We start from the raw sequence: 12,176 nt of genomic DNA, 5'->3' as shown, positions 1-12,176 counted from the left end.
TTTTCCAATCCGCCTTCATTCTTGTTTCGCAGCGCCCCATGACGACGAACGTATTGATCCTCTGTACCCATAATTCAGCCCGCAGCGTGCTAAGCGAAGGGATGTTGAACCATCTGGCCCAACAATTCGGCCGAGACGTGCGCGCCTATAGTGCCGGAAGCGCCCCCAGCGGACGGATCAACCCGTTAGCCATCGAGGCGCTTGGCAACGCCGGCGTCGACGTCAGCGGTTATCGCAGCAAGAGCTGGGATGAGTTCACTGGCGACGGTGCCCCTGAGATGCGCATTGTCATCACTGTCTGTGACAGCGCGGCGGCCGAAGAATGCCCGTACTGGCCGGGAAGCCCAGTCAAGGTGCATTGGGGATATGTCGATCCCTCCAATGCGCCAGGCGGTGATGAAGGGAAGCGCCAAGCCTTCGAGTTGACGCGGCAGGCCATTGGCTATCGGATGATGCAACTGCTGATGCTGCCGCTGGACTCGATGAGCAACGCCGAGTTGCGGGAGCACCTCGACCGTATCTCGAAGAGTTGAGGCCATGATCGATTTACGCAACAGATTGGCCGCCGAAACGCTTGGAACCGCCCTGCTGCTTGCCATCGTCATCGGCTCGGGCATCATGGCCGAGCGGCTTGCAGGCGGCAATGTCGCTGTGGCACTCCTGGCCAATACGGCGGCAACCGTCGGTGGCCTTTACATCCTGATTGAAGTCTTCGGTCCGATCAGCGGCGCCCATTTCAACCCGGTGGTCAGTTCGGTCATGGTGGTGCAAGGAGAACTGCCTGGCGCCGCACTGGTTCCGTATATCGCCGCACAACTTATCGGCGCGGTCCTGGGAGCGTGGCTGGCTCATGCCATGTTCGACATGACAATCCTGCAGTTCTCCGCCAAGGTCCGTAGTGGTCCGGGGCAATGGATTGCAGAGACCGTTGCAACCGCCGGTCTCCTTCTGGTGATCCTGCGCGCACCGAACGGTCGGGCTTCCGCCATGGTGGCGGCGTATATCGGTGCTGCCTACTGGTTCACCGCGTCCACGTCGTTTGCCAATCCGGCGGCGGCGTTTGGGCGGATGTTCAGCGACAGCTTCGCCGGTATTGCACCGGGCAGCGTACCGGGATTCGTGCTGGCTCAATGCGCAGGTGCCGCGATCGGACTCATGCTGCATCGGATGCTCGAGCCACGCCGCGTGCGCCGTGATCATCCCAATGTGATTGAGTCTTCTGGCGAGCATCAGGTCGACTGATTCTGAGGCAGAGCACCCGAGAAACACTATGTCCATCACCATCTACCACAATCCTGAGTGCGGCACATCCCGCAACACGCTGGCGATGATCCGCAATGCCGGAATCGAGCCACTAGTCATCGAATACCTGACCAACCCTCCCTCTCGCGCCGAATTGCAGGACATGATCCGCCAAGCCCGGATCACGGTTCGCCAGGCCATCCGCGAGAAGGGCACACCGTTCAGCGAACTGGGTCTCTCCGATCCGGCGTTGAGCGATGATCAATTACTCGATGCGATGCTGGCTCAGCCGATCCTGATCAACCGGCCGTTTGTCAAAACGGAGCTTGGCGTACGGCTGTGCCGGCCCTCGGAAGTCGTGCTCGAGATTTTGCCTTCGCCACAGCAACGCGCATTTTCCAAAGAGGATGGCGAGATCGTCGTCGACGCACAAGGCCGGAGGGTCGAATGACCGTGGACTTGCCCAATGTCGTCTCCGCAGTGCTCGACACACCGGACCTGACCAAGCTGGAGCCGCCACGGATCAGCACGCATCCGCCACGTATCTTGCTGCTCTATGGGTCGCTGCGAGAGTCATCATACAGCCGCCTGCTCGTGCACGAAGCCGAACGGATACTGCAGCATTTCGGCGCGCAGACCCGCGTGTTCGATCCACATGGCCTGCCAATGTGCGACAGTGTTCCGGCGGACCATCCCAAGGTGGTCGAGTTGCGCAAGCTCTCGCAGTGGTCTGAAGGCCAGGTGTGGTGCAGCCCCGAGCGACACGGAACGCTAACTGCAGTCTTCAAGAACCAGATCGACTGGCTACCGTTGGAAATGGGCAGCATTCGGCCGACACAGGGACGCACGCTCGCTGTGATGCAAGTCTGCGGTGGCTCTCAATCCTTCAACGCGGTAAATGCACTGCGCGTGCTTGGGCGATGGATGCGCATGGTGACGATCCCGAACCAGTCGTCAGTCGCCAAGGCATACCAGGAATTTGACGCGAATGGCCGCATGAAGCCATCGTCCTACTATGACCGCGTGGTCGACGTCATGGAGGAACTGTACAAGTTCACGCTGCTGGTGCGAGATCGCAGTGACTACCTGACGGACCGCTACAGCGAGCGCAAGGACGCCGCGCCAGCGGAAGTGGCCGCCTTGAGCGCCGCGGCGATGCGCCACGAGAAGGACGCTGAAGTTGGCGATACCGATAGCGGCGAAGTCGAATAACAATAAAGGGATGGCGATGGAGCCACGCACCGGCGTGATTGCCACTCCGGCAGTTCGGCGTTGAGTCGCTGGACGGCAGAGACGGGTCGGAAGTCTCTTCTGGCGCTGCAGAGTCCGGCCCCAAATGGCCAGCGGGTCGGAGACCGGCCAAAAGCGGCCTGTACCGTGCCATCGAGCCTCTAGCTCACTAATGGTGGCTTCCAAGCTTGCAGGGACATCAATTTGGCCGGCCAAAAACGCCCCACTCCACCGAGCGGGGGCGTCCCCCTGTTTAATCCCTGTCAGCTTACCGGATTGCGTGCCATGACGATCCACGCCGCGCCGTTGATCATCACCGACCGCTCGCCAGGGAGCCCTGCGAAGGCGGCACGAACTGCGGCCGAGGCGCGGGCGCGGATGTCGTCGGGCTGATCAGCGAGCGCACGCGACAACGGGCCGACCTCGAGTGTCATCTTCACCGCGTCGTCGATCGCAGCGTCCCGCGTCCCGCCCTCGCCGAACGGGACGGCAGCGTCGAAGGGGTCGATAGCAATATCGGTGAAGCCAGCCGCCGTCAGGATGCGTGCCACGCGCCCCGGGTCGCCGAAGGAAAACGGCCCGGGCGCTTCGGGATCGGGCAGCGCGCTCGGCGGGACGATGCCCTTGAGCGCGCCCATCGGCAGGCGCACCCAATCGTTCTCGGCCGCGCCGCGCCAGCAGACGAAAGCGACCCGCCCGCCGGGCCGGAGCGCGCGTCGCATGTGGGCGAACGCCGCTATCGGATCGTCGAAGAACATCACCCCGAAACGCGAGAACAGGATGTCGAACGCGGCCTCGGGCAGCTCTGCGCTGCTGGCGTCGGCCACCTGAAACAGGGCCGGCGTATCACGCTGCGCAAGCGCGCGCGCCCGGCCGATCAGCGGTTCGGATATATCCACGCCCAGCACTTGGCCCCCTGCGCCGACGCGGGCTGCGAGAGCCAGACTCGACGCGCCCGCGCCGCAGCCGATGTCCAGCACGCGCTCACCCGTCGCAGGCGCGGCGGCTTCCATCGCGGCCTGGCCGAACACCGCCACCATAGCGTCGAGCCGGGCCTGGTTGGCAACCCAGCGCTCCCCGCTTTGACCGTTCCAGTCACCGACCTGATCGGCACTTTGCTCTGCCATGTCATCTCCTTGACTCGACGATTCGTCCTTCACCGCGCCGATCTACGCCAACCTTTTCGAAGGCGACGACGCAAACGGAAGAAAGGAGTCTGTGCTCTCAAGCAACCATCGACTGCTGGGCGAAGATACCGGCCATCGCGCCCTGCGATGATGCCTGGGTGACCGAGGGCAAGAAGGGCGTGGCGAGGTCGCCAGCGGCGTAGATGCCGGGGATGCTGGTTTGGCGGCGCTCGTCGACTTTGAGGACGATGCCAGTGGGCGTATCGACCGTGGCAAGGCCCAATGATTCATGCAGGCTTGCTGACGGTTGGTTGCGCGGATGGGCGAACAGGACGTCGACCGCGACATTGCGGCGGGTATCGAGATTGACCGTGGTGATATGGCCCTTGTGATGGGCGATCTCGACGATCCGGCCATCGACGACAGGTATGTTGCGGCGCGCCAGATCGGCCTGGATATCGGCCGCAATGTCATGACCATCGGCGAAGACAGTCAACTTGTCAGTCCAATCGCGGAACAGCCTGGCAGACTGGTGCGACTGTGGGCCGGACCAGACGAGGCCCCAATGCTGGCCGGCGACTTCAAAACCGTCGCAATAGGGGCAGGGCACGATGGATGTGCCCCAGCTTTCGGCAAAGCCCGGAACATCAGGCATCTGGTCGGCGATGCCATAGCTCAGGATCAGGCGGCGCGCCCCAAGGCTTTCGTTATCGTCAGTGACGACGCAGAAATCGCCGATGGCGCCAGACACGCTCTCGGCCCGAGCATTAACCAGGCTGATCGTTGGATAGCGCGCGAGCTGCTGCCGCGCCTCGACTAGGATGTCCATCGGCGGCTTGTGATCGTGGCCGAGCAGGCCATGCGAGTGGCCGGCAAAGCGGTTGCGCGGCCGGCCGGTATCGAGAACGGTGACTTCGCGGCGGGCACGGCCGAGCTGCAGGGCGGCGGCGAGGCCGGCAAAGCTGCCGCCGATGATGATGACGTCATTCATGGTGCTGGGCTCCGTGTTGTAGATGGAGAAGTGACTGGGCCTAGTGCGCAAGAACGTCCGGAGATAAGCGGTACCCTTGGCTTGCACATTTACGATACTCCGTGGTATCGGAGTACAAGAATTTGAATACTGTCAAGTACTGGAATTGACGTGACCGAAAACAGCCAAAGCCGGCGCGGTCGGCCCGCCAACGAGGCGCTTCGCCAAACGATAGTCGACACCGCCTGCGAACTCTTCGTGGAACTGGGTTTTCAAGCGACGACCATGGACAAGGTCGCCCAGCGGGCGAAGATATCCAAGCTAAGCATCTATCGGCACTTCGAGAACAAGGAGGCGCTGTTCAGCGCGGCCATGACGGCACGCTGCGAGCAGTTTGCACCGCAGACTCTTTTTGAAGGCGTCGACGGTTCGGCCGAAGATCAGCTCATGGCGGTGGGGTCATCCCTGCTTCGCACGCTGTTGAGCCCGGACGTCCGCAGTGTCGAAGCCATGGTTTTGGCCGACAAGACGAACCAAAAGTCGTTAAGCAAGCTCCATTACGAAGCAGGGCCCGCCCATGTCATCGCCCAAATCGAGACGGTGTTGCGTCAGTTGCACGCGAAAGCGATTCTGAACGTACCCGATGCTCGCCAGTCCGCCCGCTTGTTTGCCGCGCTTTTCAAAGGATCCGATCTTTTGCTTATCGCCCGCTTCGACGAGGCGAGAGCAGAGGACGACAACGAAATCGAATCCTATTGCCGGTCGGCCGTCGCCATGTTCATCGCCGCGCACGATGGCATCTAAAGATGCCATCGCGGCCGATGAAAAACACGCAGCAGGTGCATGCGCTGTTCGCTCGCCCTGAGCAACCTATGGATGATGCGTGGACGACTGATGGGCAAGGCCATTGCATGAGCGCAAAAGCCGTCCGCGCGGGGTAGGCAAAGGCCGCTTTACACACGATAGCGGCCGCTACTGCGGCCCCGACAGAGAAGGGTCGGTAGCCGCCGCTGCACCACGCGGTACGCAGCAAGTGCCGCTGACGACCGGGATCGGCCATAAGGCGTCGTTCAGCCGCACCTTTTCTAGGACGTCCGGAAGTCCGTTGTACAACACAAAACCGCCCTTCGAAGGCGACTATGCACGTCGCCTTATGTGCCAGGCCATCGCATGCTGAGCCGCATCGCGGGTTGCCTGTGTTTCCCAACGCACGCACAAGCCGGCGGGCCGCTGTTAATGTGTGACGGCAGCCATCAATGGTCGTTCTCAAACAACTAGTGAGTAACGCCACGTATGTCAGCACCACTGCTACATATTTTCCACTCTGGAAAGGCCTATCGCTACTCCGGCACCAAGCGAGAGACCTCGTCCTATTTTGGCGGCCCCATTTCAGGAAAACTTTCAGGCATAGGTCATGGTCCCGCTCCACTACACCAGGTGGCGAAGTTAGATGGCACCGATGTTGGGCTGTTGCCAAAGGGCGAGAGAGAACATTCTGACCTCGTGCTGATCTACGGATTCCGCTTTGACTGCTGCAAACTGGAGTATCACCTCTGCCCCGGGTCCGAAATTAGAATCGTCTCTTCGGATCAGAACAAATCATCCGACGACTGGCCATATGAGAACTACCCTAACGAATTCCCGAAGGTCTTCCTAGAGTTAACGGGTATGCGAGTGGTTTCTTACAAAGAATTTTCGTCTGAATGGCCGAACCTTCCGACATTGCAGCCGGCTGAGATTATAGTCCTGGTGCCGCCGCCATCGGCCTTGGGGGCGTCCCTATGGGGAGAAGATGGGGACGCCGAGGGTGTGACCGTCGTCTTCGAGTATGACCCAATTGGAAAGAGGATCAGAACGTACAACATCTGCAGCTAGGCCAGAATTTGGACTTCTATCCTCAATTGAATGCCATATAAGGCCCTTCGAAGTCTGACGCCCCTTGCCGGCCAATCACTGCCATAGCCTTACCGACTAGTTTCGCTCGCTTCCCTGCTAGTAACGGTCAGTCGACGGCAACACCTTGTTCATTACAATTGCCGTACCTTCGTGGAAAAAAGGAAAAAGCGTTATGGGGCATAAGTTAGCAGACATCGAACTGGAGTTGTACAAAAGAGTGGATGAAATTCTGTACTACGTCTGGGACCCCGTTGGCGTCGCGTACAGTCCGGCGGCACGCGACGAATACCAAGCGTATTTGCCTAAGGTGTTTGCCCTACTACAGGAGGGGGCTAATGCATTAGCCCTCTCGGCATACTTGGACGACGTTGCGACTGCGCGGATGGGCCTGGAAGCAAGCCCGGAGCATTCCAAGCGCGTCGCCGAATTGCTGCTCGACTGGAAAGCGGAGATCTGTCCAACTCGGTAGCCATGTCGCGACAGGCCGTCCCCGGCAAATATCAGCCATGGCTACCGAGACCTCTGGATGACCGCTTTGGGTCGGTAGCCGCCGCTGCACCACGCGGCACGCAGCAAGTGCCGCTGACGACGGGATCGGGCCATGCGCAGACCGCCATATTCGGCTGGCAAAGGTCTGCTTACCAAGGGCGAGCCGCCATCTATGCGGATACCGCCAGCGGCGCCTCGTCGGCCCAGTCTCCCGTTCACATCGTTGCAGTAGCAGACGATTGAATTAAAGGATCGCCACGGCTCGTACTTACCGCCGGAGCAATCTAATTTCTATCCGTCGTGTTCAGTTATGCTTGCCGGAATACCATGCCCGCTTTCGGTGAGACACCCTAAAGGCCGCCGCGCGACGCAGACAGGAGAACGGGCAAATGAACACAGACTCAGAACCCGCGTCAGACGCACCGCACAATCTCACGCGCCGGCGGTTGCTAACGGCGGGCATGGCAGGGGTCGCTGCCACTACGGTGCGACCGTGGCTGTCGTGGGCTGTGCCATCAGACGTCCTCGTCAACGACGTCAGCCTCCTCAACCCTGTTTGGGTAGACCGATTGCTTGCTCCGCGGACGACGGACGAGATTCGGCAAGCGCTTGCCACATGGGACGGCCCGGTCTGCATCGGAGGCGGGCGCTACAGCATGGGCGGACAAATTGTCACAGAACATAGTCTGCACCTCGACATGCGTCAGTTCAATCGAGTGCTTTATTACTCGCCACAGAACCGGGTCGTGCGTGTGCAAACCGGCATACGCTGGCGCGACCTTCAGTCGGTGATAGACCCGCATGACCTTTCAGTGAAAATCATGCAGAGCTACGCCAACTTCACGGTCGGTGGCGCGCTGTCGGTCAATGCCCATGGGCGCTACGTCGGCGCCGGCCCCGTGATCAACTCGGTGCGAGCCCTGCAGCTTGTGCTCGCCGATGGCTCGGTGGTAAACGCGTCCCGCGACACCAACGCCGACCTGTTCCACGCTGCCATCGGTGGCTATGGTGGACTCGGGATCATTACTGAGGCCGAATTGGACCTTGCGCCGAATGTCATCATGGAACGTGAGGTAAACCGCATGCCGGTTGCCCACTACCCCAGCTTTTTCAACGATCAAGTACGCGGCAACAATCTGGCTGTCTTGCACAACGCCGATTTGGTACCACCTGACTTCGGCCAAGCCACGTCCGTCACCTGGCTCAGAAGCGACAAGGCCCTGACCGTCTCTGAGCGGCTAGTCCCGCCGGGGCAATCGTACAAGTTCGACCAGGCCATCATGTGGGGCGTAGCCAGGCTCCCTAGTGGTCAGTCGCTGCGAAGGGACGTCGTAGACCCGCTGCGCTACCTCAGCCGGGCAGTCGTGAGGCGCAATTACGAAGCGAGCCTGGATGTCGCGTCGCTCGGACCGATTGCCACCGGAAACAGCACCTACGCTCTTCAGGAGTATTTTGTACCAATAGCTCAGTTTGATGCCTTTGTATCGCGCATGGCCGCCATACTGCAGACGCATCGAGCGCACTCCGTCAACATTTCCATTCGCCACGCGCCCGCCGACCATGCCTGCTTGCTGAGCTGGGCGCGCGAAGAGGTTTTTTCATTCGTACTTTATTACTGGCAGCGGGTGTCCGCGAAGGATCGCGAGAAAGTCGGCACGTGGACACGCGAGCTCATCGATGCCGCGCTTTCGCTCGGGGGCACCTATTACCTGCCGTATCAACTGCATGCGACGCCCGAGCAATTTGCGCGCGCCTATCCCAATGCGCCGCGCTTCTTTGAACTCAAGGCGCAAGTGGATCCGGGTAACCGATTTCGCAACAAGCTGTGGGATAAGTACAACCCTGGGTAGCGTGAGTTCCGTCTCGTGCCAAGCGCGGAACAGACAGTTGTAAGCTTTGCCCGAGCGGCTCTAACGGGTCGGTAGCTGCCGCCCGGTAGCCCTAACGAACGTCGCCTGACGAAGCGCACCAATATTGCGAATCGTCTGATCCCCATCCCCCACCGAAAAGGCAAAACTGAGCCCATCACCGAAACAACGGTGATCGGGAGTCGAAACCCGCATATCATCAACGGATGGTCGCTCAGGCGACCATCCCCACACGCACGCGCGCGTCGTTCCACTACGGCGGGCCGGGCGGGGCAGCCGTCAGGCTGGCCGGGCTTCGTTGGTGATCCGGTATTTCGACCCCCGCTGTCAGGCCCGCCACCCTCTTCTGTTTGCATCAGGCGGGTCTCCCACCTTTTTCAGGAGAACGCAATGCAAGAGAAACCCCATCCCCAGCACGAAACCATCTTCGTCGGCATTCCGGCGGAAACCCTTGAATCGCTCGACCGAATCCAGGCCGGGCTGGGTAGCGTGCTGTCACTGCTGGAAGTGGAAAGCGAACGGTCCGAGGGATGCCACGGCGTTCATTGCCTGCTGGCGATGATCAAAATGCAGGTGGACCAGATGGCAGAGGCGTTGCAACCTGAGACTGAGTCGTTATGACACCTGGCTATCCGGCTTTGCCCCTGCCGCGGGCGGGCCGGTGTGCACAAATTGGAGGGTGCGCAGAGAGTACAGTGTTGCGTCGTGCCCGGCACCGGCTGCCATGCAGCCGGCGAAGCGCGTACTATTTCACTCCAAGGGACGTCGCCAGAAGCCGTGTCAGGGCCTTGCCGGCCCTGTGCACGCTCTCGGCATCCCAGGCTCCGGCAAGGTCGGCGGAGATACAGGAGGACATGCCCATGGATCGCAGAAAGTTTCTTTCCGCAGGCGCCGGACTGGGTCCGGCCCTGGCCGCGGGATCGCTCATCGCCGCCACGACCTCCGGGGCGCAGACGCCCCCGGATCCCCGCACGCAGCCCCCCATGTCCAGCGCCCGACGTGGCGCAGGCCGCAAGGCCCGCGTGTTCATCACCGGCTCGTCCGACGGACTGGGCCATGCCGCGGCCCGGACGCTGCTTGCCGACGGCCACCAGGTGGTCGTGCACGTCCGCTCGCAGGCCCGGCTGCCCGCCGTGAAAGCACTGGTGGACCAGGGGGCCATCGCCACGATCGGCGACCTGTCGGACGTTGCGCAGATCCGCGATCTCGCCCGCCAGGTCAATGCGATTGGCAGGATGGACGCTGTCATCCACAACGCCGCCGTCATCTCCGGTGCGCAACTGATGGTGATCAACGTCGTGGCACCGTACCTGCTGACGGCCCTGGTCCAGCGCCCCCGGCGCCTGATCTACCTGAGCAGCAGCATGCACCGGGGCGCGCGCGCCACGCTTGCCGGGATGGACTGGTCGGGCCGCACGGCCACGGGCGGCTACTCGGAGAGCAAGCTCTTCATCACTACCCTTGCCGCAGCCGTTGCGCGGCTGTGGCCCGACGTGATCAGCAACGCCGTCGACCCCGGGTGGGTGCCGACGAAGATGGGGGGCCCGGACGCGCCCGACGACCTGCGGCTGGGGCATCTGACGCAGGAGTGGCTCGCCACCAGCGACGAGCCGGCGGCGCTGACGAGCGGCGGCTACTGGTACCACCAGCAGCGCCAGAGGCCGCATCCCGCCGCCACCGACATCCGCTTCCAGGACGCGTTGCTGGCCGAACTGGCGCGTGCCACCGGTACCAGGCTGGGGTAAGTGGCGGGAAGCGCGCCGCCACCGCTGCGGTCGCGGAAATCCGGCGTGTCAGCCTTGCGCCGCCAGCAAGGCCTGCACGGCAGGCGTGGCCAGCGCCGCGAGCACACGCAACGCGGCCACCTCCGGCGCCGACCATGCCTGTCGATCCGCCAGGTAGTTGAAGGTCCCGATCACTCCCCCCTGCCCGCACAGCGGCACATTGACCACCGCGGTGCAGCCCAGCCCGCGAATCACCTGCACGTCATCGAACACCGCTGCCAGCGCGGCATCGCCCTCGCCGACAAAGATTTCGCCGCGCTCGAGCAACTGGCGCCGCCATGCGCTGTCGCCCTTCGACTTGCGTCCGCCGACCGGGTACGCGGACGGGTCGGATGACCACAGGCGCTCGATTTGTGCCGGGCCGGCGTGCCAGGCGTTGATGGTCAGCAGGCCCGGCCCCATGGCCTGCAGCGTGGCGGCGCCGATGGCATCGAACGCCATGGCCGGCTCGCGGGCCTGCTGCATCCGGTCGCATAGCGCATTGACGGTGGCCACCAGCGCGGCCGTGCGCAGTTGGCTCACGTCATTCCCCCTTGATGCCGAGTTCGCGGATCAGCTTGCCGTAGCGGTCGGCGTCGCGCTGCAGGATGGTGCCGAACTGCTGCGGCGTGGAGGTCGCGGTCTCGACGCCAATGGCGTTCATCTTGGACTTGACCTCGGGCAGCGACATCACCGCGTTGATCTCGCGGTTCAGGCGTGCGGCCAGATCCGCCGGCATGCCCTTCGGACCGAAGGCGCCATACCAGACCGCCAGTTCATAACCGGGCACAGTCTCGGCCACGGTCGGCACATTGGGCAGCAGCGGCGAGCGCTTGCCCTCGGTGACGGCCAGCAGGCGCAGCTTGCCGCCCTTCACATGCGGCAGCGTCTGCGTGCCGGCCGAGAACAGCAGCTGGGTCTGGCCGGCCACGGTGTCGACCACGGCGGGTGCGCCGCCCTTGTACGGCACGTGCAGCATCTGCACCCCGGCCATCTTCTCGAACAGCACCGCGCTCAGGTGGTTGGTCGAGCCCGGGCCGGCGCTGGCGTAGGCCAGCTTGCCAGGATTGGCCCTGGCGTAGGCAACCAGCTCCTTGACATTCTGCGCCGGCACCGACGGGTGCACCACCAGCGTGTTGGTGACGTAGGCCAGCAGGCCCAGCGGCGTAAAGTCCTCCACGCCGCGGAATGGCATGTTCGGCATCAGCGCCGGGTTCATCGCGTGCGTGCTCATCGAACCGACCAGCAGCGTGTAGCCGTCGGGCCTGGCACGCGCCACCATGGCCGAGCCGATATTGCCCGAGGCCCCGGGCTTGTTGTCGACGATCACCGGCTGGCCGAGCGAGCGCGTCAGGTGTTCGGACAGCACGCGCGCCAGGATATCGGTCGAGCCGCCGGCGGCCCACGGCACGATCAGCGTGACCGGCTTCTGCGGCCAGTTGTCCGCGGCGCGCGCGGCACCGCCCAGGCACATGGCCAGCGCGGCCATGCCGCCCAACAGGGTTTTGGTCATCCATCGCATGGTGTGATTCCTCCTTTTTCGGGACGGGCGCACGATGCGGCCCGCCGTGTCTGTTTATTCGTGGGTTGC

13 protein-coding genes and 1 pseudogene are annotated in these 12,176 nt (G+C 62.6%); 10 read left to right on the top strand and 4 right to left on the bottom strand.

The genetic code is table 11. The features are described 5' to 3' along the window. Positions 1-38: 38 nt before the first annotated feature. The 4 genes from FHX60_RS22425 to arsH are packed head-to-tail and all read left to right on the top strand — an operon-like array spanning position 39 to position 2,454. The gene (locus FHX60_RS22425) at positions 39-533 is read left to right on the top strand and encodes an arsenate reductase ArsC (protein ID WP_092310705.1); all 495 of its coding nucleotides are present in this window, start codon (positions 39-41) and stop codon (positions 531-533) included. Positions 534-537: 4 nt separating this feature from the next. Next, positions 538-1,242: an aquaporin gene (locus FHX60_RS22420; protein WP_183284672.1), complete on the top strand. Its 705-nt coding sequence runs from the start codon at positions 538-540 to the stop codon at positions 1,240-1,242. 28 nt (positions 1,243-1,270) lie between these two features. Further along, a complete protein-coding gene (gene arsC, locus FHX60_RS22415) occupies positions 1,271-1,693 on the top strand; it encodes an arsenate reductase (glutaredoxin) (RefSeq protein ID WP_183284671.1) in 423 nt (140 codons plus the stop codon). Continuing rightward, positions 1,690-2,454 carry an arsenical resistance protein ArsH gene (arsH, locus tag FHX60_RS22410; protein ID WP_183284670.1) on the top strand — a complete coding sequence of 255 codons (765 nt, stop codon included), beginning with the start codon at positions 1,690-1,692 and terminating at the stop codon, positions 2,452-2,454. The genes arsC and arsH overlap by 4 nt, the downstream gene beginning before the upstream one ends. A 281-nt stretch (positions 2,455-2,735) precedes the next feature. On the opposite strand, the gene FHX60_RS22405 is transcribed toward arsH, so the two are convergent. Together FHX60_RS22405 and FHX60_RS22400 are read right to left on the bottom strand one after the other, a co-directional pair. After that, entirely contained in the window at positions 2,736-3,599 is an 864-nt protein-coding gene (locus FHX60_RS22405) for a class I SAM-dependent methyltransferase (RefSeq protein WP_183284669.1), read from the bottom strand. 97 nt (positions 3,600-3,696) lie between these two features. Continuing rightward, positions 3,697-4,590, bottom strand: a complete 894-nt coding sequence (locus FHX60_RS22400) for an NAD(P)/FAD-dependent oxidoreductase (protein ID WP_183284668.1) — start codon at positions 4,588-4,590, stop codon at positions 3,697-3,699. Positions 4,591-4,740: 150 nt separating this feature from the next. Here FHX60_RS22400 and FHX60_RS22395 point away from each other — a divergent pair, with 150 nt between their 5' ends. From FHX60_RS22395 to FHX60_RS22370, 6 genes and pseudogenes are all read left to right on the top strand, one after another. Further along, a complete protein-coding gene (locus FHX60_RS22395; protein WP_183284667.1) occupies positions 4,741-5,373 on the top strand; it encodes a TetR/AcrR family transcriptional regulator in 633 nt (210 codons plus the stop codon). Continuing rightward, positions 5,361-5,484, top strand: a pseudogene (locus FHX60_RS22390) (IS5/IS1182 family transposase); the annotation flags it as partial. The gene FHX60_RS22395 and the pseudogene FHX60_RS22390, both read left to right, overlap by 13 nt. A 1,105-nt stretch (positions 5,485-6,589) precedes the next feature. Continuing rightward, complete coding sequence (locus tag FHX60_RS22385) at positions 6,590-6,934, top strand: hypothetical protein (RefSeq protein ID WP_220091228.1); 345 nt, start codon at positions 6,590-6,592, stop codon at positions 6,932-6,934. Positions 6,935-7,343: 409 nt separating this feature from the next. Next, the gene (locus FHX60_RS22380) at positions 7,344-8,804 is read left to right on the top strand and encodes an FAD-binding oxidoreductase (RefSeq protein WP_260164432.1); all 1,461 of its coding nucleotides are present in this window, start codon (positions 7,344-7,346) and stop codon (positions 8,802-8,804) included. 408 nt (positions 8,805-9,212) lie between these two features. Continuing rightward, on the top strand, positions 9,213-9,443 hold the full coding sequence (locus FHX60_RS22375; protein ID WP_183284666.1) for a DUF1484 family protein: 231 nt from the start codon (positions 9,213-9,215) through the stop codon (positions 9,441-9,443). A 239-nt stretch (positions 9,444-9,682) separates the two neighbouring features. Next, positions 9,683-10,567, top strand: coding sequence for an SDR family NAD(P)-dependent oxidoreductase (locus tag FHX60_RS22370; protein WP_183284665.1), 885 nt, complete (start codon positions 9,683-9,685; stop codon positions 10,565-10,567). Between the two features lie 48 nt (positions 10,568-10,615). On the opposite strand, the gene FHX60_RS22365 is transcribed toward FHX60_RS22370, so the two are convergent. Beyond that, positions 10,616-11,128: a GAF domain-containing protein gene (locus FHX60_RS22365; RefSeq protein WP_183284664.1), complete on the bottom strand. Its 513-nt coding sequence runs from the start codon at positions 11,126-11,128 to the stop codon at positions 10,616-10,618. 1 nt (position 11,129) lies between these two features. Next, complete coding sequence (locus FHX60_RS22360; RefSeq protein ID WP_373861887.1) at positions 11,130-12,098, bottom strand: Bug family tripartite tricarboxylate transporter substrate binding protein; 969 nt, start codon at positions 12,096-12,098, stop codon at positions 11,130-11,132. Positions 12,099-12,176: the final 78 nt, after the last annotated feature.

The sequence above is a fragment of the Cupriavidus alkaliphilus genome (assembly GCF_014191175.1).
GTDB classification, from domain to species: domain Bacteria; phylum Pseudomonadota; class Gammaproteobacteria; order Burkholderiales; family Burkholderiaceae; genus Cupriavidus; species Cupriavidus alkaliphilus.
Note: the sequence above shows the minus strand (reverse complement) of the source record. Positions and strands in the feature narration are given on the sequence as shown.